At 68.7% G+C, this 26,935-nt stretch carries 26 protein-coding genes and 1 pseudogene; 16 read left to right on the top strand and 11 right to left on the bottom strand.

Annotation, left to right across the window (positions count from 1 at the left end):
• Nucleotides 1–188: 188 nt before the first annotated feature.
• Entirely contained in the window at nucleotides 189–1,547 is a 1,359-nt protein-coding gene (locus JWP54_RS12580) for a recombinase family protein (RefSeq protein WP_297372589.1), read from the bottom strand.
• Here JWP54_RS12580 and JWP54_RS12575 point away from each other — a divergent pair.
• Nucleotides 1,479–3,218, top strand: a complete 1,740-nt coding sequence (locus tag JWP54_RS12575; protein WP_297372587.1) for a ComEC/Rec2 family competence protein — start codon at nucleotides 1,479–1,481, stop codon at nucleotides 3,216–3,218. The two genes, JWP54_RS12580 and JWP54_RS12575, sit on opposite strands and share 69 nt — an antisense overlap.
• A 145-nt stretch (nucleotides 3,219–3,363) precedes the next feature.
• Nucleotides 3,364–4,347 (top strand): DNA polymerase III subunit delta, encoded by a 984-nt coding sequence (gene holA / locus JWP54_RS12570; RefSeq protein ID WP_297372585.1) that lies wholly within the window; start codon nucleotides 3,364–3,366, stop codon nucleotides 4,345–4,347.
• 70 nt (nucleotides 4,348–4,417) lie between these two features.
• On the opposite strand, the gene JWP54_RS12565 is transcribed toward holA, so the two are convergent.
• The 6 genes and pseudogenes from JWP54_RS12565 to JWP54_RS17760 all read right to left on the bottom strand — a co-directional run.
• Nucleotides 4,418–5,269 (bottom strand): hypothetical protein, encoded by an 852-nt coding sequence (locus JWP54_RS12565; RefSeq protein WP_297372583.1) that lies wholly within the window; start codon nucleotides 5,267–5,269, stop codon nucleotides 4,418–4,420.
• Between the two features lie 135 nt (nucleotides 5,270–5,404).
• Nucleotides 5,405–5,665: a 30S ribosomal protein S20 gene (gene rpsT, locus JWP54_RS12560; RefSeq protein ID WP_066595159.1), complete on the bottom strand. Its 261-nt coding sequence runs from the start codon at nucleotides 5,663–5,665 to the stop codon at nucleotides 5,405–5,407.
• A gap of 161 nt (nucleotides 5,666–5,826) precedes the next feature.
• Complete coding sequence (locus JWP54_RS12555) at nucleotides 5,827–6,612, bottom strand: alpha/beta hydrolase (protein WP_297372581.1); 786 nt, start codon at nucleotides 6,610–6,612, stop codon at nucleotides 5,827–5,829.
• A gap of 1 nt (nucleotide 6,613) precedes the next feature.
• Nucleotides 6,614–7,255 carry a response regulator transcription factor gene (locus JWP54_RS12550; protein WP_297372579.1) on the bottom strand — a complete coding sequence of 214 codons (642 nt, stop codon included), beginning with the start codon at nucleotides 7,253–7,255 and terminating at the stop codon, nucleotides 6,614–6,616.
• Nucleotides 7,252–7,458 (bottom strand): ATP-binding protein, encoded by a 207-nt coding sequence (locus JWP54_RS17765; RefSeq protein WP_367274222.1) that lies wholly within the window; start codon nucleotides 7,456–7,458, stop codon nucleotides 7,252–7,254. Before JWP54_RS17765 ends, JWP54_RS12550 begins: the two co-directional genes overlap by 4 nt.
• Before the next feature lie 280 nt (nucleotides 7,459–7,738).
• Nucleotides 7,739–8,068, bottom strand: a pseudogene (locus tag JWP54_RS17760) (histidine kinase dimerization/phosphoacceptor domain-containing protein); the annotation flags it as partial.
• Between the two features lie 570 nt (nucleotides 8,069–8,638).
• Between JWP54_RS17760 and lepA the strand changes: the two are divergent.
• Genes lepA through hemW form a run of 3 tightly spaced genes read left to right on the top strand, consistent with a single transcriptional unit; the run spans nucleotide 8,639 to nucleotide 12,370 of the window.
• Entirely contained in the window at nucleotides 8,639–10,492 is a 1,854-nt protein-coding gene (gene lepA / locus JWP54_RS12540) for a translation elongation factor 4 (protein WP_297372577.1), read from the top strand.
• A gap of 4 nt (nucleotides 10,493–10,496) precedes the next feature.
• Complete coding sequence (locus tag JWP54_RS12535) at nucleotides 10,497–11,144, top strand: DUF1990 family protein (RefSeq protein WP_297372575.1); 648 nt, start codon at nucleotides 10,497–10,499, stop codon at nucleotides 11,142–11,144.
• On the top strand, nucleotides 11,144–12,370 hold the full coding sequence (gene hemW, locus JWP54_RS12530) for a radical SAM family heme chaperone HemW (protein WP_297372573.1): 1,227 nt from the start codon (nucleotides 11,144–11,146) through the stop codon (nucleotides 12,368–12,370). The genes JWP54_RS12535 and hemW overlap by 1 nt, the downstream gene beginning before the upstream one ends.
• A gap of 84 nt (nucleotides 12,371–12,454) precedes the next feature.
• On the opposite strand, the gene JWP54_RS12525 is transcribed toward hemW, so the two are convergent.
• Nucleotides 12,455–12,829: a DUF4870 domain-containing protein gene (locus JWP54_RS12525; RefSeq protein ID WP_297372571.1), complete on the bottom strand. Its 375-nt coding sequence runs from the start codon at nucleotides 12,827–12,829 to the stop codon at nucleotides 12,455–12,457.
• 92 nt (nucleotides 12,830–12,921) lie between these two features.
• Nucleotides 12,922–13,320 (bottom strand): DUF4870 domain-containing protein, encoded by a 399-nt coding sequence (locus tag JWP54_RS12520; protein ID WP_297372569.1) that lies wholly within the window; start codon nucleotides 13,318–13,320, stop codon nucleotides 12,922–12,924.
• Between the two features lie 203 nt (nucleotides 13,321–13,523).
• Between JWP54_RS12520 and hrcA the strand changes: the two genes are divergently transcribed.
• The 11 genes from hrcA (at nucleotide 13,524) to leuA (ending at nucleotide 25,197) form a co-directional block, all read left to right on the top strand.
• Nucleotides 13,524–14,543, top strand: a complete 1,020-nt coding sequence (gene hrcA, locus JWP54_RS12515) for a heat-inducible transcriptional repressor HrcA (protein ID WP_297372568.1) — start codon at nucleotides 13,524–13,526, stop codon at nucleotides 14,541–14,543.
• Between the two features lie 61 nt (nucleotides 14,544–14,604).
• Entirely contained in the window at nucleotides 14,605–15,720 is a 1,116-nt protein-coding gene (gene dnaJ, locus JWP54_RS12510) for a molecular chaperone DnaJ (RefSeq protein WP_297372566.1), read from the top strand.
• Between the two features lie 14 nt (nucleotides 15,721–15,734).
• On the top strand, nucleotides 15,735–16,481 hold the full coding sequence (locus tag JWP54_RS12505; RefSeq protein ID WP_297372563.1) for a 16S rRNA (uracil(1498)-N(3))-methyltransferase: 747 nt from the start codon (nucleotides 15,735–15,737) through the stop codon (nucleotides 16,479–16,481).
• Nucleotides 16,482–16,500: 19 nt separating this feature from the next.
• A complete protein-coding gene (locus tag JWP54_RS12500; RefSeq protein WP_297372561.1) occupies nucleotides 16,501–16,863 on the top strand; it encodes an HIT domain-containing protein in 363 nt (120 codons plus the stop codon).
• Nucleotides 16,864–16,957: 94 nt separating this feature from the next.
• Nucleotides 16,958–17,971 (top strand): PhoH family protein, encoded by a 1,014-nt coding sequence (locus JWP54_RS12495; protein WP_297372593.1) that lies wholly within the window; start codon nucleotides 16,958–16,960, stop codon nucleotides 17,969–17,971.
• Nucleotides 17,968–18,435 carry an rRNA maturation RNase YbeY gene (gene ybeY / locus JWP54_RS12490; protein WP_297372558.1) on the top strand — a complete coding sequence of 156 codons (468 nt, stop codon included), beginning with the start codon at nucleotides 17,968–17,970 and terminating at the stop codon, nucleotides 18,433–18,435. The genes JWP54_RS12495 and ybeY overlap by 4 nt, the downstream gene beginning before the upstream one ends.
• On the top strand, nucleotides 18,432–19,760 hold the full coding sequence (locus JWP54_RS12485) for a hemolysin family protein (RefSeq protein ID WP_297372556.1): 1,329 nt from the start codon (nucleotides 18,432–18,434) through the stop codon (nucleotides 19,758–19,760). Before ybeY ends, JWP54_RS12485 begins: the two co-directional genes overlap by 4 nt.
• Nucleotides 19,744–20,646, top strand: a complete 903-nt coding sequence (era, locus tag JWP54_RS12480; protein WP_297372555.1) for a GTPase Era — start codon at nucleotides 19,744–19,746, stop codon at nucleotides 20,644–20,646. The genes JWP54_RS12485 and era overlap by 17 nt, the downstream gene beginning before the upstream one ends.
• Nucleotides 20,647–20,778: 132 nt before the next feature.
• Complete coding sequence (locus JWP54_RS12475; RefSeq protein WP_297372554.1) at nucleotides 20,779–21,648, top strand: ketopantoate reductase family protein; 870 nt, start codon at nucleotides 20,779–20,781, stop codon at nucleotides 21,646–21,648.
• 91 nt (nucleotides 21,649–21,739) lie between these two features.
• Nucleotides 21,740–23,275, top strand: a complete 1,536-nt coding sequence (locus JWP54_RS12470; protein WP_297372553.1) for a histidine kinase dimerization/phosphoacceptor domain-containing protein — start codon at nucleotides 21,740–21,742, stop codon at nucleotides 23,273–23,275.
• A 155-nt stretch (nucleotides 23,276–23,430) separates the two neighbouring features.
• Nucleotides 23,431–25,197, top strand: coding sequence for a 2-isopropylmalate synthase (leuA, locus tag JWP54_RS12465; RefSeq protein ID WP_297372551.1), 1,767 nt, complete (start codon nucleotides 23,431–23,433; stop codon nucleotides 25,195–25,197).
• Nucleotides 25,198–25,318: 121 nt separating this feature from the next.
• Here the strand turns inward: leuA and JWP54_RS12460 are convergent, their stop codons facing one another.
• Both JWP54_RS12460 and JWP54_RS12455 read right to left on the bottom strand, forming a co-directional pair.
• Nucleotides 25,319–26,026 (bottom strand): hypothetical protein, encoded by a 708-nt coding sequence (locus tag JWP54_RS12460; protein WP_297372549.1) that lies wholly within the window; start codon nucleotides 26,024–26,026, stop codon nucleotides 25,319–25,321.
• Between the two features lie 89 nt (nucleotides 26,027–26,115).
• On the bottom strand, nucleotides 26,116–26,868 hold the full coding sequence (locus JWP54_RS12455; protein WP_297372547.1) for a TRIC cation channel family protein: 753 nt from the start codon (nucleotides 26,866–26,868) through the stop codon (nucleotides 26,116–26,118).
• Between the last annotated feature and the right edge of the window lie 67 nt (nucleotides 26,869–26,935).

Genomic DNA, 26,935 nt, shown 5'->3' with positions numbered 1-26,935 from the left:
CGGCATTGCGTTTCTTCGTCCTCTCTAACAAAGTCCGCTTGCCCTTCGAACTCTTCGAACTATTTCTTGTGCCACGGCGGTTGCTGTGGTAGTGCCACGACAATGCCGTGGTGTCACCAGAAACGTTAGACGCAAGGCCCGACGCCCCCCACAGCCGTTTCTCAGGATAGGAAGCGGACCTCGGGGGGTCAGGCCCAGATGAGGATGATTGCTTCGCCGTCGAAGACTCGGGTGTTCCCCTGCGTGGCAATTCGGACCTCCATGAGCGTCCGAATGACGGCTCTCTTACGCGCCAGCGAGTATGCTGCCCACTTGGCGCGGGTGTCGCCAGTCAAGAGGTCCATCGGAATCAAGTCGGTGGCGTCGCTCGACGCTATCTGCTCGTCTATCCGCTTGATCCGGGCGCGCAAGGGCTTTGCGGCCTCGCGGACCGCCTGAGCGGTCAGAGTGCCGTCCGCGATCAACTCGGCACGGTCGTCGAGCCGTGCCTGAGCGGCAGCACGCTCGGTGTACAGGTGGTCCGTTGGCGCTGGCTGCGTGCGGAACGCTGCGACTACCGCGGGGTCTTGAAGTCGCAATAGCACCGCCTCTGAGACCAGTTCGTCCACCGGAGTCATCGACCGTTGAACACAACCCTTCTCGCTGCAGAAATAGGACAATTTCTTGTCTGCGCGGTGCTTCACGTAGATGACGCCGTCACATTCGGCACACCGCGCTATACCGGTCAGCAGGTGCTTCGCCGCTGTGAACGTTGATTTACGCTTGCGTTTGGCCGCCCCGCTCTGCCACGAATGCCACGTCTGCGCGTCCACAATTGGTTCCCAATTGCCTTTGCCTATCTCTACGCCGTTGTACGTCGAGATGCCCGCGTAGTGACTATTGGTAAGCAAGTCCCGCACTTGGATGATGCCCCACGGCTTGCCCATCGGCGTCAGTATCTGACGGTCATTCAGGTAGCGCATCACTGCGTAGCGGGGGACCTCCTCGGCGTAGTACATGTTCAAGACCGTGTTGAGCACTTCCGCTTCCTCGGGAACCTGCACAACCTTGCCACCCTCGCGCCGGTAACCGAACGGTCTCCGGGAGAAGTGCCACTCCCCAGCCTCGGCCTTCTGCCGGTATGCGGCCCGTTGGCGTTCAGTCCGGTGCTCACCTTCATGGGTGGCGACCGCGCCCAAGATGCTCGCGCTCATGCGGCCTGCTGGCGTATTCAGGTCCACGTCGCCGGCTTGAACGGATGCGATTGTGAGGCCATGTTGCTGCGCAACTTCGGTGATTCGTACGAGGTCGGTGAGCTTGCGGTAGAGGCGGTCGGGGTGCCAAACGATGACCGTGTCGGCCCCGCCACTTTCGACGAATCGCAATAGCTTTTCGAACGACGGCCGGGGTACTCCGGTGGTGGCGGAGATGTCGTTGTCGCTCAATTCTGCGATTACGTCAAAGTTTTTCCGCTTGGCTAGAGCCCTGCAGTCTTTGAGTTGCCGAGAGACGCCAGCTTCCATGCCGGTCTTTTCGAGCGACTGCCTTGTGTAGATGATTGCGCCCATGAAGATGAGGGTAACTCACTACGCAGGAGTTCGCTGAGCCATCTCACCGCGGTGTCCGGCGCGAACTGCGCAATCATCCTCGCGCTGGTGCTCGCGGTCACGGCGGCCTGCGGCCTGGGCAGGCGCTGGCGGTTCGGCGCCGCACTGGTGGTGCTGGCCGGGTTCGTCGTGTTGGTGACTCCGGAGCCCAGCGTGGTGCGTGCAGCGACCATGGCCACCATCGTCCTGCTCGCCGGTGCGATGGGCCGCCCGGGCCGGGGGCTGCCGGCGCTGGCCCTGGCCGGCATCGCGCTGCTCGTGGCGGACCCGTGGCTGTCGCGCAACTACGGCTTCGTGCTTTCGGTGCTCGCCACCCTCGGCCTGCTGGTGCTCACCATCCCCCTCGCCCGCCGGCTCCGCCGCTGGCTACCCGCTCCCGTCGCGGCGGTGCTGGCGATCCCGTTGGCCGCGCAGCTGGCCTGCCAACCGGTGCTCGTGCTGCTCAGCCCCACCCTGCCGGCGTACGGGGTGCCCGCGAACCTGCTCGCCGCTCCGGCGGCGCCCATTGCCACCATCGCCGGCCTGGCCGCGTGCCTGCTGCTGCCATGGCTGCCCTGGCTGGCCGTGCCGCTGGTCTGGCTCGCCTGGCTGCCGGCCACCTGGATCGCCGCCGTGGCGATCACGACGGCCGGCCTGCCGGGAAGCAGCCTGCCCTGGCTGGGCGGCCCGCTCGGCGTGGGCCTCACGCTGGCCTGCACGGCCGGCATCCTCACGATGCTGCCGGAGCGCCGGCCGGGCCGGCGCCAGGCGGTGCTGCGCATCGTCAGCGGCGCGGTTCTCTGCCTCGCGGCCGGCTGCACGGTCGGTGCGATGGTCGGTACGGGCCTCGGCCGAGCCGCGGTGTTTCCGGCGAACTGGCAGATCGCCGCCTGCGACATCGGCCAGGGCGACGCGGTGGTCGTGCGGGACGGTGACCAGGTCGCCCTCGTCGACGTGGGGCCGGACCCGGCGCTGCTGACCGGGTGCCTGGGCGAGTTGGATGTCGACCGGGTGGACCTGCTCGTGCTCACCCATTACGACCTCGACCATGTCGGAGGACTGGATGCGGTCATCGGCCGGGTGGACACCGCCCTGGTGGGCCCGCCCGAGAACGCGCAGGATGCGCGGCTGCACGCGGAGCTCAGCCGGGGCGGCGCCACGGTCGCCCAGACCGCGCGGGGCGACCACGGCGTCCTCGGCGGCCTGGCCTGGGACGTGCTGTGGCCGGTGAGGGGCGCCGACGAGCTGGCGACCGGAAATGCCGGCAGCGTGACGATCCGGTTCGAGGGCCGTGGTGTCCGCTCCATCTTCCTCGGGGACCTCGACGAAGAGGCCCAGAGTGCGCTGCTCGCGGAGGGACCGATCGGTGCCGTCGACGTGGTGAAGGTCGCCCACCACGGCTCCGGTGACCAGAGCGCCGCGCTCTACGCGGAACTCGGGGCGAGTCTCGGGCTGGTGTCGGTGGGCGCGGACAACGGCTACGGGCATCCCACCCGGTCGTTGCTGGAACTGCTTCGCTCCGCGGGCACCGCCCTCGTGCGCACCGACCGGGACGGGCTGGCCGTGGTCGCGCCCACCGGTGCCGGCCCGGCCGGCGCACGTGCGGGCGCCGCACTCCGGGTCTGGACCGAGAAAGTCCCGGGTGCCGGCTGAGGTGCAGGCACTGCACCCCGCGCCCGGTTCGGGCCGGGAAGGTCGCAGGTGCCGGTTAGGCTGGTTCCGTAGCGAAGGGAGCCGCGTGGCCGCACGAACAACCACATCGGGTCGAGCCGGCAAACCGGCCGCGAAGGCATCCGCGGTGAAGATTCCGCAGCTGGCCTGGCACCAGGTGCGACCCGCGCCGGTCGTGCTGGTCTCCGGCACCGAAGATTTCCTCGCCGACCGCGCCATCCGCTCGCTCCGGGACTTCCTCAAACTGGAGGACCCCAGCCTCGAGGTCAGCGACATTCAGGCGGACAGCTACGCTCCCGGCGAGTTGCTCACCCTGGCCAGCCCGTCGCTCTTCGGTGAGCCGCGGCTGATCCGGGTCAGCTCGGTCGAGAAGTGCAGCGACACCTTCCTCAGTGAGGCCCTCGACTACCTGCAGAACCCGGCAGAGGACACCTACGTGGTGCTTCGGCACGGCGGGGGAGTGCGCGGCAAAAAACTCCTCGACACCCTCCGCAGCGGCGTCGGCGGCGCAATCGAGGTGGTCTGCGCGGAACTGAAGAAGGACGCCGACAAGCACGAGTTCGCGAGCGCCGAATTCCGCGCGGCGGGCAAACGCGTCACCCCCAGCGCTTTGCGGTCCCTCGTGGCCGCGTTCTCCGACGACCTGGCGGAACTCTCGGCCGCCTGCCAGCAGCTCATCGCCGACACCGGCGCCGAGGTGACCGAGACGACCGTCGACCGCTACTACGGCGGCCGGGTGGAGACCAACGCCTTTAAAGTGGCGGATTCCGCGATCGCCGGCCGGCTCGGCGAATCCCTGGTCACCCTCCGGCACGCGCTCGCCTCCGGCGCCGACCCGGTTCCTATCGTCGCCGCGTTCGCGAGCAAGATCCGCACCATGGCCAAGCTCTTCGGCGTGCGCGGCGGCTCCGCCCAGCTGGCCGCCACGTACAGCCTCGCTCCGTGGCAGGTCGAACGCGCCCAGCGCGACCTGCGCGGCTGGAGCGACGAGGGCCTGTCCAGGTGCATCGTGATGCTCGCCGAAACGGATGCTGCCGTGAAGGGTGCCGGCCGGGACCCGGTCTTCGCGCTCGAGCGGCTGGTCACGGTCATCGCCCGGCGCGGGGAGTAACCGGCGCCCCGCAGCGCCGGCCGACGTCGGCTCCGTGCGTCGGCTCAGTGCGTCGGCTCAGTGCGTCGGCTCAGGGGCGGTCGGAGACGGTGATGGCTGCCCGGTTGAGGTAGATCCAGACGCCGTCGGTGTAGTCGGGGTTCCCGCAGACCTCGCCGGTGACCTTGACCGGCAGGATGGTCGACGAGCCGACCAGGTCGTCGTGCGCCGCCGTCCCCGCGAATGACCCGGGCAGGTCCGGGCAGTATTCGAGCTGCACCCGGCCGTAGAGGTCGGTGAACTGCACCGCAATCGTCTCCGTGGGCGTCGGCAGCACGGCGGCGAGGGCGACGGCAATGGCCGCAAGGGCCAGGCCGATCGTGCCGAGCAGGGTGCCGGTCACGGTCAGGCCACGGCCGGCCGGGGCGGCGCCGGCGTTTCTCCGGTCCGGCGTCCGGCCGGCCGCAGGACCGGGAGAGGCCGTGCCATCGGCGGCAGGGCCGGCGGGCGCAGTTCCCAGGGGAGCAGTCGCCTGGGGTGCCGCACCGGGCGCACCGTACGCGGCCTGCCGGTACGGCACCGCCCCGTCCGGGTACGTTCCGTCGGGGAAGGAGCCGTCCGGGAACGAGCCGTCCGGGGACGTACCGGTCGGCGGCGGCGGATCCACCCGGCGCGGCGGCGAATCCGTTCGGAGAGATGCCGCCAACAGCACACAGGCGCCGGCCAACACGAGGACGAAGCCGAGCAGGCCGACCAGCACCCACGGGCTCAGCCCCGAATACGCCGACACCTGCGGGGCGAACCTCAGGCCCGCGGCGATCACGGCGGCGGCGATGGCGAAGACCGCCCCGAGGAATCCGGCCTGCCTGCGCCACGAAAACCGTTCGCCCTGCTCCGCCGCCCGGTCGGAGGGCGCACCCCGCTTGTCGTATTCACCCGTCACGCCGCCACAATAGCGTCGGGCGGGAACATCGGAAAGGGCAGCCGGCACCCTCCAGGACGCAGAAAACCCCCGACCGGAGGGCGGGGGTTTGTCTGTGGATCAGCTGCTGGTGTTCAGCTGCTACTCTTCAGCAATTCAGAGCGCGTTGACCGACTTGGCGATAGCGGACTTCTTGTTCGCTGCCTGGTTCTGGTGGATGACGCCCTTGCTGACGGCCTTGTCGAGCTTCTTGGAAGCAACGGCGAGGCTGGCGACAGCCTTGTCCTTGTCACCAGCGGCGACGGCGAGGCGGGTCGCCCGGATGGCCGTCTTGAACTCGCTCTTGACGGCCTTGTTGCGCTCCTGCGACTTCTTGTTCGTGAGGATCCGCTTGATCTGCGACTTGATATTTGCCACGTTTTATACGCTTTCGTTAGGTTCTTGTTCGGATGGGCCGCCCGGTGATAGAGGGCACCGTGCGGCGAAAATCGTGTGGGGTGGGACCCAACACGCAAGCCAACAGGCAACGATACCAGTTCTCGGGACGGATGGTTGACCGGATCGGGGGTGCGCCGTGATCAGTGTGACGTCACCTGGGCCAGGACCCGGCGGAGGACCGTATCGAACGCGTGCGGCCGGGCGAGGCTGACCAGGTGGCCGGCGCCGGGAACCGTGACCAGAGTGCCGTTCGTGGTCGCCGTCAGGAAGCGGTTCTGGTGCAGGCGGAAGTGGTCCCAGGCGCCGTTGACCAGCCAGACCGGGCCGGGGAAGGCGCGCAGGTCGGCCAGCGGTGTGAGGGTGCTTGTCGCCCGGAGGCCGGCGTCCATGACGTCCAGGGCGACGCCGCCGGCGAGTACGTCGGCGACGCCGGCCGCCGGGAGCATCCGTCGCACCAGAAAGGTGTGCAGGGCCAGGCCACGGTCGGGCAGCCGGCGAATCAACCGGGCGAGGAGGCGGTACCCGGCCAGCCCCGGCCCGGTGGGGACGAACGCTGATCCTGCCGCGACGAGGGCGATGACTTTGCCGGGGTTGCCGGCCGCGTACGCCATCGCGTAGTAGCCACCGAGGGACAGTCCGACCAGGACCACCCGGCCGCCCAGCGCGTCGACGCCGTCATCGATGGCGTCGAGGGCGCCTGCCACGGTGAACTCCTCACCGATCCGGGCGCCGTGGCCGGGCAGGTCGACCGCCAGAACCGGATGCCCGGCGGCGGCCAGCCACTCCTGCTGGTGCCGCCACATGCTGGCCGAGGTGCGGATGCCGTGCACCAGCAGCACCGGGACGGGCCCAGGAGGGGGCGCGGGCGTGGGCACTACAACGGGCGTCGCGTCGGGTTGGTCCGGCCGCTCGGCCGCGATGCTCACGTCAGGCTCCCCGGATGGTGCCGGAGGCCCGCGCGCTGGCGACAGCGGAGGTGCGGGAGCTGACACCGAGTTTGCCGAAGATGTGCACGAGGTGCGACTTGACCGTGGCCTCGCTGAGGAACAGGTCCTGGCCGATCTGCCGGTCCGACCGGCCCGCCGCGACGAGGCCGAGCACCTCCACCTCGCGCGGTGACAACCGGCCCTCGGCGATGCGGGAGCGGTCGGCCAGCTTCCGGACGATGACCGGTGCCAGCGCGCTCTGGCCGGTCGCGGCGGCGCGCACCGCCTGGACGAGTTCGGCGGGTGGCGCGTCCTTGAGCAGGTAGCCGCTGGCCCCGGCCTCGATGGCGCCGAGGATGTCGGCATCCGTGTCGTAATTGGTGAGGATGAGAACGTGCGGGGCGCCGGCCTGCGCCCGCACCCGGCGGGTGGCCTCAGCGCCCTGCAGGTCGGAACCGGGCAGGCCCCCGCCGAATTGCAGGTCCATCAGCACCACGTCCACCCGGCCGGACGCCGCCAGCGTCACCGCCTCCTCGGCGGTGCCCGCCTCGAGCTCCACCACCAGGTCGGGTTCGGCGCCCAGCAGGGCGCGCAGGCCCGCCCGCACCACGGGGTGGTCGTCGGCAAGCAGGACCCGGATCACGACGGCAGGCCCTGTCCGGTCGGGAAGGTGACCGCGACGGCAGTGCCCTGGCCGGGGGCGGACTCGAGGACGAAGCTGCCACCGAGCTGCTCCACCCGCTGCCGGATGGCCAGACCGAAGGAGTCCGGCCGCTGGGCGCCACCGTCGGTGACCGTGAAGCCGCGGCCGTCGTCCACGATGTCCAGCGTCACCTCGTCGGTCATCTAGCTGAGGTCCCCTCGGCACGGTTGGCCCCGCGTGCTGGACGACATTGGCGAGCGAGCCCCGCGCGATCCGCAGCAGCGTCGTCTCCAGCGGCATCGAAAGGGCAACCGGGTCGCCCGTCACATGCAGGCTGACCCTGGCGGTCGGCCCGCTCCCGGCCACCGTGCGCTCGGCCGACGCGGCGAGCCGCGCCAGGGCGCCGGGCAGGGTCTGGGTGTCCAGGGCCGGCGGGGTCAGTTCGCGGATGAACCGGCGCGTCTCCTGCAGGTTGGCCGCCGCCGTGTCCCGCGCCAGGCGCAGGTGTTCCAACGTCGGCGGATCCGTGACGGTGCGCTCGGCCGCGTGCAGCAGCAGTTGGATGCTGGACAGACCCTGCGCGACGGTGTCGTGGATCTCCCGGGCCAGACGCTCCCGCTCGGCCAGCGTGCCGGCAGCCCTGGCCGCCTGGGCGAGTTCGGCGAAAGTGGCGAGCAGGTCCTGGATGAGCGACTGCCGTTCGGCGGCTTTGCGCAGCAGCGCCCGGTACCCCAGCCCCACGGCCACGGCGACTGCCGCGCCCACCAGCGGGCCGAGGGTGGCGCCGAGGCCGAGGCCGACGTGCAGGCTCATCGACCAGATCGTCAGCAGGACGCTGAGTAGCACCATCGGGATCCCTGCCCGCAACGGCAGCACGTGCAGCTGCAGGAAGAACAGCGGGAACACGATGAACGCGGCATCCTGGGCGAGCAGGGTCAGCGCCAGCCACTCCACCAGCAGCAGGGCCATCCAGACCGGCACGACGAAGCGCCACGGCCGGCGGCGGGCGAGTTCGCTGCCGCCAACGTAGCTGGCCAGGAAGACCAGTGCCAGCGCCACGACGGCCACCGGGTTCGGCACCGCACCGATCAGGGCCCGCACGACCACCAGTCCGGTGAGAGCGACGATCAGCACGTGCAGGCCGATCCGCAGGCCCGAGAACACCGGGGTCAGGGCGGAGTGCGGCAGGCCTTCGCCGATCGTGGCGGGCGGTGTGGGGTCACGGCCGAGTGAGGTGGCGCGGAGCGCGAGGCTGGACATGGTCCGCCCAGCATAATTCGACGGGCTGCGGCCGTCATCAGTCGAAGGATTGACCGGCGGGCCACCCGCGGCGTATCGGCAGGTCACACCGATCGTGCGAGGCATGGGAGAATTAGGCCCATCATGTCACCGAGAGCTCTCAAGGCGCTGGAACCGGCCGCAACCGCCCCCGCGTTCATCCGTAACTTCTGCATCATCGCGCACATCGACCACGGCAAGTCCACGCTGGCCGACCGGATGCTGCAGATCACCGGCGTCGTCGACGACCGATCCATGCGCGCCCAGTACCTGGACCGGATGGACATCGAACGCGAACGCGGTATCACCATCAAGAGCCAGGCCGTGCGGATGCCGTGGGAGATGGACGGCCAGACCTACGCGCTGAACATGATCGACACTCCCGGCCACGTCGACTTCACCTACGAGGTCTCCCGGAGCCTGGCCGCCTGCGAGGGCGCCATCCTGCTCGTCGACGCCGCGCAGGGCATCGAAGCCCAGACGCTGGCGAACCTGTACCTCGCCCTCGAGAACGACCTCACCATCATCCCGGTGCTCAACAAGATCGACCTGCCGGCCGCCGACCCCGACAAGTACGCCAAGGAACTCGCCAGCCTGATCGGCGGCAGCCCCGACGACGTGCTGCGGGTCTCCGGCAAGACCGGCGTCGGCGTGGCCGAACTCCTCGACCGGGCCACCAGACTGATCCCCGCCCCGGTCGGCGACCCGAACGCGCCGGCCCGCGCCATGATCTTCGACTCCGTCTACGACAGCTACCGCGGTGTCGTCACCTACGTGCGGATGATCGACGGGCAGCTCAGCCCACGCGAGAAGATCCAGATGATGTCGACCCGCGCCACCCACGACATCCTCGAGATCGGGGTCACCAGCCCCGAACCCACACCCAGCAAGGGCCTGGGTGTCGGCGAGGTGGGCTACCTGATCACCGGGGTGAAGGACGTGCGCCAGTCCAAGGTCGGCGACACCGTCACCACAGCGATGAAGCCCGCCACCGAGGCGCTGCCGGGCTACACGGAGCCCAAGCCCATGGTGTTCTCCGGCCTGTACCCGATCGACGGCAGCGACTACCCGGCGCTGCGTGAGGCGCTGGACAAGCTCAAGCTCTCCGACGCATCGCTGGTCTACGAACCGGAGACCTCCGTCGCCCTCGGCTTCGGTTTCCGCTGCGGGTTCCTCGGCCTGCTGCACCTGGAGATCATCACCGAGCGCATCGACCGGGAATTCAACCTCGACCTGATCACCACCGCGCCCAGCGTGATCTACGAGGTCACCACGGACGACAAGAAGACCGTCACGGTGACCAACCCGAGCGAGTTCCCCAACGGCAAGATCGCCGTCGTGGAGGAACCCATCGTCAAGGCCGCGATCCTCGCGCCCAAGGACCACGTCGGCGTGATCATGGAACTCTGCCAGGGCCGCCGCGGCACCCTGCTGGGCATGGAGTACCTCGGCGAGGACCGCGTCGAGATCCGCTACACCATGCCGCTCGGAGAGATCGTGTTCGACTTCTTCGATCAGCTCAAGAGCAAGACCGCCGGTTACGCGTCGCTGGACTACGAGCCGATCGGCTCGCAGGAGGCGGACCTGGTCAAGGTCGACATCCTGTTGCAGGGCGAGCAGGTGGATGCGTTCAGCGCCATCGTGCACCGGGACAAGGCGTACGACTACGGCGTGCTGATGACCGGCCGGCTGCGGAAGCTCATCCCGCGCCAGCAGTTCGACGTGCCCATTCAGGCCGCCATCGGCGCCCGCATCATCGCCCGTGAATCGATCAGCGCCATCCGCAAGGACGTGCTCGCCAAGTGCTACGGCGGTGACATCTCCCGCAAGCGCAAACTGCTCGAAAAGCAGAAGGAAGGCAAGAAGCGTATGAAGATGGTCGGCCGGGTCGAGGTGCCGCAGGAAGCGTTCATCGCGGCGTTGTCCGGCGACGAGCCCGCCAAGAAGGAAAAGAAGTAGTCCCATGCGCCGCTCCACCTTCACCGACGCTGCCGTGACCTACGCCGCCATCGGCGGCACCCTCGCGCCCGACCTGATGCGCTACCCGCCCAAGGGGCACCGGCCGCTGGAGCGCACCGTGCGCCTGGGCAGCGGCGAGGAGCGGTTCCGCGTGGCGACGACGGCGCTGATGACCTGGGGCATCCAGCGCGGCGCCGGCATCGACGTGACCGACCTGGATGCCGGCACAGGCGTGCAGTACACCGGCATCGTCTTCACCGACGAGGGCACCCCGGCGGCGAACCAGGAGCACCCGGTGAACGAGGCGACCTTCGCCGAGGACGGCACCCCGTTCATCAGCAACGGCATGACCGCCGTGCTGAAGATCCCGAACGGCCCGTTCTCCGTCGCGGCGCCGGTGCGCGTCGTGTATGTGATCGACGAGGTCGACAAGATCGGTTTCGCCTACGGCACCATGCGCGGCCACCCGCAGAACGGCGAGGAGTGCTTCATCGTCGACCGGCGCGCCGACGACTCCGTGTGGCTCACCATCCGCTCCTTCTCCCGGCCCAGTACCTGGTACTACCGGCTGGCCTGGCCGTTCCTGCGCTTCCAGCAGGAGCGCTACACCAAGCGATACCTGCTCGCACTGCATCCCGTCGGAATGGGCTGATGGCGGGATCCCAGCCCATCGGCGACCCCGCACCACTGGACGGACGACTCCCCGCCTCGGCGATGGTCGGCGCGGACACCCGCAACTTCGGGGTCTACCTGCACGTGCCGTTCTGCAAGGTGCGCTGCGGCTACTGCGACTTCAACACCTACACCGCCACGGAGCTCCGCGGCGTCAAGCAGACTGACTACGCCAGCCAGGCGATCCTCGAGGTCGCCGCTGCCGCGCGGGTCCTCGCCGACTCCGGTGTACCCGCCCGGCCGGCCACGACGGTCTTCTTCGGCGGCGGCACCCCCACCCTTCTGCCGGCCGACCACCTGGTGCGGATGCTGCACGCCATCCGGGACACCTTCGGTATCGTGCCCGGCGCCGAGGTGACCACTGAGGCCAACCCCGACTCCGTCGACCTGCCCTATCTCCGCCAGCTCAAGCAGGCCGGCTTCACCCGGGTGTCCTTCGGCATGCAGTCCGCCGTGCCCCGGGTGCTCGCCACGCTGGAGCGCACCCACGATCCCGAGCGGGTCCCGCTCGTCGTGGCGTGGGCGCGCGAAGCCGGCCTGGACGTCAGCCTCGACCTGATCTATGGCACACCGGGGGAGACCATCGACGACTGGCGCGCCAGCCTCGACCACGCCATCGTGCAGAAGCCCGATCACATCAGCGCCTACTCGCTCATCGTGGAGGACGGCACGAAGCTGGCCCGGCAGATCCGCCGCGGTGAACTCGTGCAGCCGGACGAGGACCTGCAGGCCGACTTCTACGAATTGGCCGACGCCAAGCTGGCCGCCGCCGGCTACGGCTGGTACGAGGTCAGCAACTGGTCCACCGACCTGGCCCACCGCTCCCGGCACAACCTGTCGTACTGGCAGAGCGCCGACTGGTGGGGGATCGGTCCGGGCGCCCACAGCCATGTCGGCGGAGTGCGCTGGTGGAACGTCAAGCACCCGGCCGCGTACGCCGACCGGGTCCTCGCCGGCCATTCGCCGGCCGCCGGGCGGGAAACCCTCGACGACGCCACCCGGGAGACCGAGCGGGTGCTGCTGCTCACCCGCATCCGTGAGGGCATCCCCATCAAGACGCTGTCGGAACTCGGCCGCCGCGAGGTCGCCGGCCTGATCGCCGACCAGCTGATCGATGCGCGCGCCGCCCTCGCCGGCACCATCGTCCTGACGCTGACCGGCCGGCTCCTCGCCGACGCCGTTGTACGCCGGTTGCTCACCGACTAGGCCGGCCGACGCACGAGAGCGGTGCAGCGGGCACCTCCGTGCGGAGGCAACCGTTGCACCGCTCTCGCGGAGCGCAGGGCTCGGTCAGCTGAGGAACTTGATGGTCAGCGGGTAGCTGTACCACTCGCCCTTGTTCGCGGCGATGGCCGCCATGATGCTGAAGACGATGTTGACGATCCACACCGCGGCGAGGATGAAGAACCCGACCAGGACGATGGTCAGGATGCCGCCGATGAACCCGGCGACCGCCATCGTGATCTGGAAGTTCAGCGCCGTCGCGGTGTGCGCCCGGATGAACGGGCCACGGTCCTTGAGCACGATGAAACCGATCAGGGCGGGCACGAAGCTGAACAGGATGCCGCCGATGTGGATGAGGGTGGCCCACAACTTCTCGTCGGCCGGGCTCAGCTGGCTCGGGGTCTGGTAGGGGCTGGCGGGGGGAGGTGTTGCCTCGGACATTGGATCTCCTTCGTGGACACTCGGGACAGCGGGATGGTGCGGGTGTCACTGGAACCAGAGTAGCGCCGGTAGCTGTTCTCGGCGCAGGCAAACTAGCTGATCAGGCGGAGGGCGAACGGGTACCGGTACGGTTTGCCCACTCGGGCGTCGAGGAAACCCAGCACCGAGAAGATCGACCCGATCAGCCAGAGCGCCCAACCCAGCGAACCGAGCCCGCCCAACAGGCCGAAGGTGAACAACGCCAGCACCACGCTGACCACGTTGATGATGAGGTAGCCGATCAGCAGGGTCAGCTGGAAGTTCAGTGCCTCTTTGGCCTGCCGGTTGGTGAACGGCCCCCGGTCCTTGCAGACCAGCCAGATGATCAGGGCCGGCAGGAACGAGAGGAGGCCGCCGAGGTGGGCGAGGGAGGCCCACAGCCGGTCCTGCTCGGCGGTCAGCGGCGCTCCGGTGCCCGACCCGGCTCCGGTGGAACCATAGGGATTGCTCATGGGGGTGCCCTTCGACGAACGATGATGAAGCGTGTGCCCCCACGGTACTGCGGCAATTCCACTCGGAGCAACGGGCATCCCCGGCAGCCGCGATATGATTGGCAGTCAAACGGAGAGAGTGCCAGCGGCCGGCGGTACTACCGGACCGGCGCCGGCGGCGCAAACGAGAAGCACAATCGGAACGAGGGAGGCGATCGAAGAACATGGTGTCTGATCGCAGCCTCGAAGTCCTTCGCGTCATCGTGCAGGACTACGTGGCGTCCCGTGAACCCGTCGGCTCCAAGTCCATCGTCGACCGGCACGCCTTCGGTGTCTCGGCCGCCACGATCCGCAACGACATGGCCCTTCTCGAAGAGGAAGAGCTCATCGTCGCGCCGCACACGTCGTCCGGGCGCATCCCCACCGACAAGGGCTACCGCCTGTTCGTCGACCACCTCGCCGACCTGCGCCCACTCACCGGAGCCCAGCGGCAGGCGATCGAGGTGTTCCTGGGCCAGTCCGCCGACCTCGACGAGGTTCTCGCCCGCAGCGTCCGACTGTTGTCCCAGCTCACCCACCAGGTGGCCCTGGTGCAGTACCCGTCGCTCTCCCGAGCGTCGGTGCGCCACATCGAACTCGTTCCGCTGAGCGACACCCGGGTGCTGTCGGTGCTGATCACCGACTCCGGCCGGGTCGAACAGCGCGTGGTCGAACTGCCGCGCCCGATCGACGAGGCCGCCCTTGGCGAGCTGCGGTCACGGCTCAACGCCGTGATCGGCGGCCTCGGAATGGAGGCGGCGGCGACCGCCCTCAGCGGCCCCACCGGACTCGGCACACCGGAACAGACCGACCTCGTCGACCTGATCACGGGCACCCTGCGCGACCAGGTCGGCGCGAACCGGCAGGACCGCCTGGTGATGGCGGGCGCCGCGAACCTGGTGCGCACCGAGGAAGACTTCTCCGGCAGCATCTACCCGGTGCTCGAGGCCATCGAGGAACAGGTGGTGCTGCTGCGCCTGTTCGGCGAGATGGCCACCGACCAGCACGGCGTCTCGGTGAGCATCGGCCGGGAGAACGCCCCGTTCGGCCTGGGCGAGACCTCTGTCCTCACCAGCGGTTACACCTCGAGGGGAGACGCCGCCCGTCTCGGCGTGCTCGGCCCCACCCGCATGGATTACTCGAACAACATGGCGGCCGTTCGCGCCGTCGCCCGCTACCTGTCCCGCCTGCTCGGCGAGAACTAGCCGGCCCACCGCCTTTTTCCGACACCGAATTCCCTACCCAGAACCCCGAGGAGAGCCACTTTTGGCTGACCATTACGAAGCACTCGGCGTCGCCCGCGACGCCTCCACCGACGAGATCAAGAAGGCATACCGCAAGCTTGCCCGTCAGCTGCACCCCGACGTGAACCCGGGGGCAGAGGCCTCCGAGCGGTTCAAGACCGTCACACACGCCTACGACGTGCTCTCCGACCCCCAGCAGCGCCAGAACTACGATCGAGGCGGTTCGGGCTCCAGCCAGGGCGGCGGTTTCGACGCCGGCAACTTCGGCGACATCTTCGAGACCTTCTTCGGCGGCGGCGGCGGTGGCGGCGGCGGTATGCGCGGCCCCCGGTCCCGACGCGAACGCGGCCAGGATGCCCTCATCCGGGTGGAGCTCGACCTCGACGAGGTCATTTTCGGCACCCACCGCGACATCGAGGTGGACACCGCGATCGTCTGCGCCACCTGCTCAGGCACCTGCTGCCAGCCCGGCACCAGCCCGGTCACCTGCGACATCTGCCACGGCACCGGCAGCATCCAACGCGCTGTGCGCTCGCTGCTCGGCAATGTCATGACCTCGAGCCCCTGCGGCTCCTGCCGCGGCTACGGCACCATCATCGCGACCCCGTGCCTCACCTGCCAGGGCCAGGGCCGCGTGCGTGCCCGCCGCACCGTTCCCGTCGACATCCCCGCCGGCGTCGACACGGGCCTGCGCCTGCAGATGCCCGGCAGCGGCGAGGCCGGCCCGGCCGGCGGACCCAACGGTGACCTGTACCTCGAGATGAAGGTGCGACACCACGACGTCTTCAGCCGCGACGGGGATGACCTGCTCTGCACCCTCACCGTGCCGATGACGGACGCCATCCTCGGCGCCACGGCCACGGTCAAGGCCCTCGACGGTGACATCGAGGTGGAGCTGCGCCCCGGCGTGCAGGCCGGCGAGATCCTCACCATCAAGGACCGCGGTGTGACGCGCCTGCGCGGCAACGGCCGCGGCGACCTGCGCGTCGGCGTCCAGGTGCTCACCCCCACCAAACTCGACCACAAGGAACGCGAACTGATCGAGGCCTTCGCGGCCCGGCACAAGGTGTCCGCTCCCGCGTTGAGCCACTTCCAGCAGGGCCTGTTCGCCAAGCTCCGCGACCGGTTCCTCGGCTAGGCCCGGAACCCGCCATGGCGCATTTCTTCCTGTCGGAGACCCTCGGCGACGCGCAGGGCGAACCGGCAGTGGGGTCCACCGTGAGTCTCACCGGCGCGGAGGCCAAGCACGCCGTCACGGTCAGCCGGGTGCGTCCGGGTGAAACGCTGCTGCTCGGTGACGGCGCCGGCCTGGTGCTGGGCGTGAGCGTTCTCTCGGCCGACCCTGCCGAACTGACCGCACGGGTGGACTCGGTCCGGCGCACCCGGCCGGCCGCGCCGCGCATCGTCCTGGTGCAGGCGCTGGCCAAGGGCGACCGCGACGAACTCGCCGTCCAGGCCGCCACCGAACTGGGCATCGACGGCGTGGTGCCGTGGGCGGCCAGCCGGTCGGTCTCCCGGTGGGAAGGCGCCAAGATCGCCAAAGGCCAGGCTCGCTGGGCCGCGATCGTGCGAGAAGCCAGCAAGCAGTCCATCCGGCCGTGGCTGCCGACCGTGTCCCCGCTGACCAGCACGAAGCAGCTGGCGGCCCTGGCCGGCAGCACGCGGATGCTGCTGCTGGAGCCGAGCGCAGCCGACCGGCTCACCACAATCGGACAGCCGGCTGAGAACCTTGACATCGTGCTCGTCGTCGGCCCGGAGGGCGGCATCGCCCCGTCTGAACTCGACATCCTCGAGCGGGCCGGCGCCACCCGGGTGCGCCTGGGGGACACTGTGCTGCGCACGTCGACGGCGGGACCCGCCGCCGTGGCCATTCTGAACGCAGCCCTCGGGCGCTGGTAGTTCCGCTTAAGATAGAGACATGGCTTCCCCCGCTGCAGAACCCACCATTTTCAGCCGCATCGTCGCGCGCGAAATCCCGGCGACCATCGTGGCGGAAACCGATCAGGTCATCGCGTTCAACGACATCCACCCCCAGGCGCCCGTTCATGTGGTGGTGACCACCAAGAGTCAGAGGTACCGGAACGTCGGTGAACTCGCCGCCGGCGACCCCGCCCTCCTGGCCGAGCTGATCGCCGTGGCCGGCCGGGTCGCGGACGAACACTGCAACGGCGAATACCGGCTGGTGTTCAACACCGGCGAGTCGGCCGGCCAGACCGTGTTCCACGTGCACGCCCACGTGCTCGGCGGCGACCTCGAGGAGGGCACGCTTGCTGCCCAGTGATTCCCAGGGGCCCGACGCGCAGGTGCCCGACCCGCAGATCCCCGGCAACGGAGTTCCCCCTGTGGTGCGCAAGGTCTACGTGGACGGCGTCGCCATGGTTCGGTTGCTCGGCCCGCAGGACCGGTTCCTCAGTACCATCGAAAAGGAATACCCGGCCGTGACGCTGCACGTACGCGGTAATGAGGTCACCCTGACCGGTCCGGCCGCCGCCGTCGACGCCGTGGTGCGGTTGATCGAGGAGCTCGAACTGTTGCTCCGCACCGGCGCCGACCTCGGCGAGGCCGAAGTGAGCACCTCCGCCCGGATGCTCGGCGCCGACAGCTCGTCCAGCCCGTCCACGGTACTCGGCCAGGCGATCCTGACCTCCCGCGGTGTCACCGTGCGGCCCAAAACGGTGGGGCAGAGCAACTACGTCAACGCGATCGACGAGAACGCCATCGTCTTCGGCATCGGCCCGGCCGGAACCGGCAAGACCTACCTCGCCATGGCCAAGGCCGTGCAGGCGCTGCAGCGCAAGGAGGTCGACCGGATCATCCTGACCCGTCCGGCCGTGGAGGCCGGCGAACGGCTCGGCTTCCTGCCCGGCTCGCTTACCGACAAAATCGACCCGTACCTGCGCCCGCTCTACGACGCCCTCTTCGAGATGATGGACCCCGAGCTGGTGCCCAAGCTGCTCGCGGCCGGCACCATCGAGGTCGCCCCGCTGGCCTACATGCGCGGCCGCACCCTCAACTCGGCCTTCATCGTGCTCGACGAGGCGCAGAACACCACGCCGGAGCAGATGAAGATGTTCCTCACCCGGCTCGGCTTCGGCTCGCAGATGGTTGTCACCGGCGACATCACCCAGGTGGACCTGCCGGCCGGCGCGAGCGGCCTGCGCCTGGTCACGACCGTCCTTGACGGCATCGACGACATCGAATTCGTGCGGTTGACCAGCGCCGACGTCGTCCGCCACAGCCTTGTCGGTCGCATCGTCGATGCGTACACCGAATACGACGCGCAGAAGCAGGCCCAACGCTACGAAAGCGACCAGGCCCGCGACTTTGCCGCCCGCGCTCCGCACCAGGGGAACCCGCGCGATCGCACCCCGAAACGGAGATCCAGTTGAGCATCGAAATCAACAACGAGTCGGCCATCCCGGTCGACGAGGCGGCCATCCTGAGGTTAGCCGCCTTCGCCCTCGACGCCATGCACGTGCACGCGGATGCCGAACTGGCCATCGTGCTCGTCGACGAGGGCGCCATGGAACAACTGCACGTGCAGTGGATGGACGAACCCGGCCCCACCGATGTGCTCAGCTTCCCGATGGACGAACTGCGGCCCGGCACCGAAGACGCCCAGACCCCGCCGGGCCTCCTCGGCGACATCGTGCTCTGCCCGCAGGTGGCGCAGGGCCAGGGTGAGACGGCCGGCCACAGCACCCTCGACGAGCTGCTGCTGCTCACCACCCACGGCGTGCTGCACCTGCTCGGCTTCGACCACGCCGAGCCCGAAGAGGAGAAGGAGATGTTCGGCATCCAGCGCGACATCCTGATCGGCTTCGCCATGCAGGAACGACGCCGCGACACATGATCGTCGGGTGGTTCCTCACGGCCGCCATCCTGCTCGTCGCCTTCGGCGGGCTGATGGCCGCCGTCGATTCCGCACTCACGGCCCAGTCCAGGGCAGATATCAACGAACTCGCGGTCACGTCCAGGACGAAGCGGTCCCTCCGGGCGATCGCCGCCGATACCGGCGCCCACCTCAACGCGATCAATTTCGTGCGCATCATCGCGGAAACCACCGCGGCGGTCCTCGTCACCCTCGTTTTCGCCACCACCATCGAAGCGATCTGGCTAGCCCTGCTGCTTTCGGCCCTGCTGATGACCGCCGTGTCGTTCGTTCTCGTCGGGGCCAGCCCCCGCAGCGTCGGGCGGGCGCATCCGAAGACCCTGGTCGCGCTCACGGCCCTGCTCGTGCATTTCCTGCGGGTTCTGCTCGGCCCGGTCGCGAACGCCCTCGTGGCCCTGGGCAACCGGGTCACGCCCGGCCGCAGCCGGCTGGCGACGTTCACCTCCGAGGACCAGCTGCTCAGCATGGTCGACGAGGCGACGGAACTCGACGTGATCGAGGAAGACGACCGGGAGCTGATCCACTCGATCTTCGAATTCAGCGAGACCGTCGTCCGGGAAGTGATGATCCCGCGCACCGACATGGTCACCATCGAAGCCGACGCCAGCGTCGGAGCCGCCATGGGCCTGTTCCTGAGCAAGGGTTTCTCCCGCGTGCCCGTCGTCGACGGTGAAGTCGACGACGTGGTCGGGGTGTTGTACCTGCGCGACGTGGCCCGGCTGGTCTATGAACGCCCCCGCAACCTCGAGTCGTTGCGGGTGCGCGAACTGGCCAAGACCGCCCAGTTCGTGCCGGAGTCCAAGAAGGCCGACTCGCTGATGCGTCAGATGCAGCTCGAGTCGAACCACCTCGCCATGGTCGTCGACGAGTACGGCGGCATCGCCGGGCTGGTGACCCTGGAGGACCTGATCGAAGAACTCGTCGGCGACATCTCCGACGAATACGACCGCGATGTCGTGGAGATCGAAGACCTCGGCTCCGGCCGTTTCCGGGTCAGCGCCCGGCTGCCCGTCGACGAACTGGGCGAACTCTTCGATCTCGACCTCGACGACGACGACGTGGACTCCGTCGGCGGCCTGCTCGCCAAGGTGCTCGGCAGGTTGCCGGTCGCCGGGTCGGAAGCCAGAACCAGCGGGTTGATCCTCACCGCGGAACGCACCGAGGGCCGACGCAAACGAATCAGCACGGTGCTGGTTGAACCAGATAAGGCGTTGAGAGACGCACAGTCCGCATTCCTGGGAATGCCGGACTCAGAAGGAGCACACGGCCATGACAAGAGAAGCTGACTTCAGGGCGGGATTCGTCTCCTTCGTCGGACGCCCCAACGTGGGCAAGTCCACGCTCACGAACGCGCTGGTGGGCGAGAAGGTCGCGATCACGTCATCGAAGCCGCAGACCACCCGCCGTGCCATCCGCGGCATCGTGCACCAGAAGAACGGCCAGCTGATCCTGGTCGACACCCCCGGCATCCACCGCCCCCGCACCCTGCTCGGTGAGCGGCTGAACAGCCTGGTGCAGTCCACCCTGAGCGGTGTCGACGTCGTCGGGCTCTGCATCCCGGCCAACGAGCCGATCGGCCCGGGCGACAAGTTCATCAACGAGCAGCTCGACAACTTCCCGCGCGCCAAGAAGGTGGCGATCGTCACCAAGATCGACATGTCGTCCAAGACCAGCGTCGCCAATCAGCTCCTCGCGGTGTCCCAGCTGCGCGACTGGGAGGCGATCGTGCCGATTTCGGCGACCAGCCGCATCCAGCTCGATGTGCTCAGCAGCGAACTGCTGCGCCTGCTGCCGCTCAGCGACGCGCCGCTGTACCCGGCGGATGCGGTCACCGACGAGAGCCTGGAGTCGCGGATCTCCGAGTACATCCGGGAGGCGGCGCTCGAGGGCGTCACCGACGAGCTGCCGCACTCGATCGCCGTCACCATCGACGACATCATCGAGCGCGACGACCAGGAGCTGGTGGAGATCTACGCCAACCTGTTCGTGGAGCGGGACAGCCAGAAGGGCATCATCATCGGCAAGTCCGGCAGCCGGCTCAAGGACGTCGGCATGCGGGCGCGCAAGCAGATTGAGCCGCTGATCGGCAAGCGCGTGTTCCTGTCGCTCCGCGTCAAGGTCGCCAAGGAATGGCAGCGGGACCCGAAGCAGCTCGGCCGCCTCGGCTTCTAACCCACCTCCCGGGGCAACTGTTACCGTTGCGGACAATTGGTCCCGGCACACCGGGTGCATTTGTCCGCAACGGCAACAGTTACGCCGTCACCTCACCCCGCTATTCAGGGAGCATCATGTCGCAGGAACTCAATGCCTGAGTCCGTCATCGCCGTCGTCGGCGCAGGCGCCGTGGGCGGTCTTCTGGCCGCCCTGCTGGATCGCGCCGGGATCGATGTGGTGGCTGTTGCCCGGCCGGCCACCGCGCAAGCCATCGCGGCGGAGGGGTTGACCATCCATAGCCGGCACTTCGGAGATGGTGTGGCCAGGGTCAGGGTGTCGACCACGGTCCCCGACGGGGCGAACGTGATCCTCGCAACGAAGGCGTTCGCCCTGGCCGATGTCGCCGACGACCTCTCGGCGGCACGACCCGCCGAGGTGATTTCCCTGCTCAACGGGATCGAACACCTGGCGCGGCTACGGGCCGACGTTCCGGGATCCCGTGTGGCCGGCGCCTCCGTCGCCGTTGAAGCGACCAGGCTCAGCCCCACCGTGATCGAACACCGCAGCCCGTTCCTCCGTCTCACCGTGCCCGGGCACGCAGCCGATTCAGCTGTCGCCGCTGCCTGGCGCTCCGCCGGCCTCGATGTCACGGTGGGCGGCTCCGACGAGGACGTGCTCTGGGCCAAACTGCGCTTCCTCGCCCCTCTGGCGCTTCTCACGGCGTACTGGCGGCTGCCGGTCGGCGCCGCGATCGAGAAGGATCCGGCCCTCACCAGCGCGCTCCTGGCGGAGATCGCCGACATCGCCAGCCGCGATGGGGTAGCCACGGAGGCACCCCAACTGGCCAGGGCCCTTGCCACTCTTCCGCCGGCCATGCGCTCGTCGCTGCAGAACGACCTGGAGGCCGGTCTGGAGAGCGAGTTGGACGCCATCGGCGGTGCGCTCGGGCGACGCGGTCGCGCTGCCGGGGTGACTGCGACCACCGTGGAGCATCTGGTGGCGGAGCTGGCCGCGAGGTGACCGCTACATCGCTGGGATGACTTCGGTGTCCCCGGGATGATCTGCCCAACCAGGCAGCACCGTCGCCGATGCTGAGCCGTACGCTGTGGTGATGGCTGCTCAGGGCTTCTTTACGCGCATGGCGCCGTACCGGTGGGCTCTCGAACCCGCCCTCGGCGTCGTCGTCGCGCTCGGGTGGGGGAGTGCCGCCCTGATCTTCGGCGTTCGGTCGTCGCTGATCATCGTCTCCCTCCTCGCGGTCGCGATTGCCATCTCGCGGCTGCTGCCGATCCCCGCTCTCGTCGTGGCGGCCTTCGCGGCATTCGGGACCCTCGTCGCGGCCGGGAGCGTGTTGGGCGACATCGCGACGCTGACCCTCCTCTTCGTCAGCGGATGCCTTCTCACCTGGAGCGTCTGCCTGGCCGGGCGTGCCCCCGTACGCTTCATAGCCCTCGGCGCCGCGCTGCTGGTCGGCGCCTTCCTGACTTGCCTGTTGCTCGTGTCGGCGTACCTGCCCGCCGGGAACGGGCTGGACGGGAGGCTCGCCTTCTTCGTCGAATTCGGTGTCCGCCTCGCCGGCGGCTTCCTGGCCACCGCCGTTCTGGTCGCAGGCTGGGTCGGCGCGCTCATCCTGCGCGGCCGCGCCGACCGCCGCCAGGCCGCGACGGCGCGGCTCTCGCCGGGCAGACCGATCGCAGGCGGGCTCACGGCGGAGACCTCGCTGATGCTCCCGCCGACGACGGCTTGGCTGAGCGGTCCGATCAACGTCGGCGGCCGCCAGGGCTTCCGGACACTGGCCGGGCGCACCCTCGCCATCGACCTGGGCATCGCCGGCGGCCTGGTGTTCTTCGGTTTCCTCAGCGACCCGTACAGCAGCGTCCTCTCGCTGTACGTCCTGGCCGGACTCACCGCGGCCGTGGCCGTGCGGCGACTCTCTCCGGCCCTCGCGCTGAGCGTGGCCTGGATCACCGCGCTGGCGCAGATGCTCGCCGGTTTGCCGGTACTCGCCAGCGACATCGCCATCCTCGCCGTGCTCTATGCCACCGCCGCGTACGCAGACCGATTCGTGCGCTGGGCCGGACTGGTCGCCGTCGGGGTGGGCGCACTGCTCGCCGCCGGTTACCTCAGCGTCACCCAGCGCGGAACGACATCCCTCGCCGAGGCCCTGTCGCAAGGGGACATCGGCGGCCTGGTCTGGTCCCTGATCGCCACGTTCGTCGCCTGCCTTGCCGTGCTCGGCCTGTCCTGGACCCTCGGCCTGCTGATGCGCACCTGGCAGACGGCCAGGGCCGGCCGGCTCAGCCAGAACCGGGCGTTGGAGGAGCAGCGCGCCGCACAGCGCAGCGTGGTCGTCGAGCAGGAACGCAACCGGATCGCGCGCGACATGCACGACGTCGTCGCACACTCCCTGGCCGTGGTGATCGCCCAGGCCGACGGTGCCAGGTACGCGCGCGCCCAGGACCGCTGGGCTGCCGCGCAGTCCCTGTTCGGGTCGGTGAGCGGCGGCGGCCTCGTCGCCCCGGTCGTGCCGTGGCTGCTGGTTGTGCTCTGCGTTGCCGGCACCGCAATTCTCGCCGTGGCGGCCACGATCGCGCCGGCCAGGCGAGCGGTGTCGGTGGCCCCGGTCACGGCCCTGGCCGCGAACTGACCTGCGGAGGGGACCGGACGGCGAAACGGTGTTACCATTTTTCTTGTGCTGTTCGGTCTGCTCCTCCTTAGCTGCCGCGACGAGTCCTAATCTAGGCCTCACTCGTCGCGGAGTTCGTCGTCGGCTGACCACACTTTGCGAGGAGACAACAGACCATGAAGAACAACCAGGCCGCATCGGCCATGCCGGTACACAAGTACCGCCCCTACCAGGACACGTTCAGCGTCGACCTGCCCGACCGCACCTGGCCGGCCAACCGCATCACGGTCGCACCGCGCTGGTGCGCCGTCGACCTGCGTGACGGCAACCAGGCCCTCATCGACCCGATGAGCCCCGAGCGCAAGCGCATCATGTTCGACCTGCTGGTGCGGATGGGGTACAAGGAGATCGAGGTCGGCTTCCCGTCGGCCAGCCAGACCGACTTCGACTTCGTGCGCAGCCTCATCGACGACGGCGCCATCCCGGACGACGTCACGATCCAGGTGCTCACCCAGGCCCGGGAACACCTCATCCGGCGCACCTACGAGTCCATCGCCGGGGCCAAGCAGGCCATCGTGCACCTGTACAACTCCACCAGCGTGCTGCAGCGGGAGGTCGTGTTCCGCGAAGGGAAGCAGGGCATCATCGACCTGGCCCTGTTCGGCGCTCGCACCTGCCGGACCCTCGAGGCGACCGTTCCCGGCACCACCGTGTACTACGAGTACTCGCCCGAGAGCTTCACCGGCACCGAGCTCGACTTCGCCGTGGACATCACCAACCAGGTCATCGAGATCTTCGAGCCGACGCGGGAGCGCAAGGTCATCGTCAACCTGCCGGCCACCGTCGAAATGGCCACGCCCAACGTCTACGCCGACGCGATCGAATGGATGAGCCGCCACCTGGCCCACCGCGAGAACGTCATCCTGTCGTTGCACCCGCACAACGATCGCGGCACCGCGATCGCCGCCGCCGAACTCGGCTACCTGGCCGGCGCCGACCGTATCGAAGGCTGTCTCTTCGGCAACGGCGAGCGCACCGGTAACGTCGACCTGGTGGCGCTGGGCATCAACCTGTTCACCCAGGGCATCGACCCGCAGATCGACTTCGGCAACATCGACGAGATCAAGCGCACCGCCGAGTACTGCAACCAGCTGCCCGTTCCCGAGCGCAGCCCCTGGGCCGGCGACCTGGTCTTCACGGCCTTCAGCGGTTCGCACCAGGACGCCATCAAGAAGGGCTTCGAGGCCATGGCGGTCGAAGCCGCCGAGACCGGCAAGCGCGTCGACGACCTGCTCTGGGCCGTTCCGTACCTGCCCATCGACCCCAAGGACCTCGGCCGCAGCTACGAGGCCGTGATCCGGGTGAATTCGCAGTCCGGCAAGGGCGGCGTTGCCTACCTGCTCAAGACCGATCACCACCTCGACCTGCCCCGTAAGTTGCAGATCGAGTTCTCCGGAGTCGTGCAGGCCAAGACCGACGCCGACGGGGGCGAAGTCACCAGCGAGCAGATCTGGGACATCTTCAACGACGAGTACCTGCCGACCACGCACAGCCACCCGGATGCGAAGTGGGGCCGCTTCGAGCTCTTCTCCACCCGCACCTCAAGTGACCTGGCCGGGGCGGTCGAACTCACCGTCGACCTCCGCGATTCCGACACCACGACGAGCGCCACCGCAACCGGAAACGGCCCGATCGCCGCGTTCCTGGGCATCATGGCGGAGCGCGGCATCGTGATCACGCTCTACGACTACGTCGAGCACGCCATGTCCGCCGGCGGCGACGCCACGGCAGCGTCGTACGTGGAACTCGACGTGAACGGCAAGCGGTTCTGGGGCGTGGGCATCGACCCCGACATCTCCACGGCATCGCTGAAGGCCGTGGTGTCCGCGGTCAACCGCGGCATCCGCGCCGAGACCGGCGACCGAGAACTGGCCTCCGTCTAGCCGAGACAGCTTTGACAAGCACTAATCTTGTCTTTCACACGCACAGATCTCGTTAAAACAACTGTCCCCGGCGTTCAACGCCGGGGACGGTTGTGTGTGGCTGGTGTGACTGTATGTCCGTTCAGACGCGCAACGCCCTGCGCGCGGCCTCAGGGGCCAACGGCTCCGGCATCGACACGGGCTCGCCCTTGGGCGTTCCCAGCACGCGGGTGCAGTCGTCGATCGCGGCGGCGAGCAGATAGTAGAGCCGCTCGTCGGTGTCCGAAATGCAGGCTTCGGCGATGCCCTGCACCGAGATGCGGATGATCGACTCCGCGGTGCGGTCCGTGAACCGGGTCCGCGACCAGGATCCGACCGAACCCATGAACTCCCGCGCCCAACGCTCGGTTTGGGGGGACCGGTCGAACGCGTCCCGAACCTGACCGGAGACGTCGATCGTGGTGCTCTCAGTGGCCCGAGACAGGTGCCGCTGGCAGTTGAGGATCCCCACCGCCAACGCGCGCTGATGGTCAGCGCTGACCACGGGCAGGCCGGCCGTCGCGGCCCGGAGCGCCACAACGAGGCGCACCCGCTGGTCGTCGCCGCGCAAACCGATCACCGACGGGATGAGGGTCATCAGCCGGGACCTTGCGCCGTCGGACGTGCAATCGTTCACCATCCGCGCCAGCGACGCGAGCACGGGGTGGGTACACGCCGGGTGGTCACTCCACGCTTCGCCGGAGAGGTGCGAGGCGAATTCCATGAAGCAAGCGCCACTGCGCGGACTCTTGTGTTTGCCCCTGGCCAAGACGGGCAACAGGTCGGGCACAGTGCCCTCTATTCGTTTCATGGAGTACCTCCCTGCGACGTGGTTGTACCCCAATACTGAACCCAGATTCGAGGAAAGGCGAGGCCAAATCCGCTTCGGGTGACAAATCCTCAGGAACGCCCGGTGGGGTCCGGATCGGCCGGGTCCGGGACCGCGACGCGAACTCGCCGCCGCCGGCCCCAGCCGCGGAACTGCGGGATCGCACCGCGCCGCCGCCAATGCGGCCAACTGCCCAGGGCGCGTTGCTGGGGCAGGGTCCAGCCGAAGCGGGCCGCCAGCACCCGGATGACCGTGGTCGCGACCACGCAGATGACCGCGGCGAGGCTGATCGGCACGCCGAAGAACACCAGCACCACGAGCAGCCCGCAGCCCACCAGGGCGGCAACGGCGTACAACGAGCCCACGTGCATCACAGCGATGGGCACATTGAGCATCATGTCGCGCAGCACCGACCCGCCGACGGCCGAGACCACCCCGACGAACAGGGCTGGGATCTCCGGCAGCCCGGCGGCGAGGGCCTTCGTGGTGCCGATCACGCCGAACAGGCCGATCGTCACGGCGTCCAGCGTGATGACCAGCGGGCCGAGCCGGTTGAACAGACTCTGCAGCAGCATGCCGAGCAGGGCACAAACCGCCGCGACGGGGAGGTACCAGTTGCTCTGCAGCGCCGCCGGCACCCCGCCGAGCAGGATGTCGCGCAGCAGGCCACCGCCCAGGCCGACCGTGATGCCGATGATCGAAATGCCCAGCAGATCCATGCGGCGGTCGGTGAACCGGCCGGCGAACATGGCGCCCTGGATCGCGCCGATCGCGACGGCGACGAGGTCAGCCCACAGCGGGATGGCGAAGAGGGCGGAGGGCACTCACACTGTCTACCACGGCCGCGTCGCTCTCGGCAGCGACTCCGGCGGCCCCGCCGGCGCGGGCGCG

Source organism: Cryobacterium sp. (genome assembly GCF_025463825.1).
Classification (GTDB): domain Bacteria; phylum Actinomycetota; class Actinomycetes; order Actinomycetales; family Microbacteriaceae; genus Cryobacterium.
Note: the sequence above shows the minus strand (reverse complement) of the source record. Positions and strands in the feature narration are given on the sequence as shown.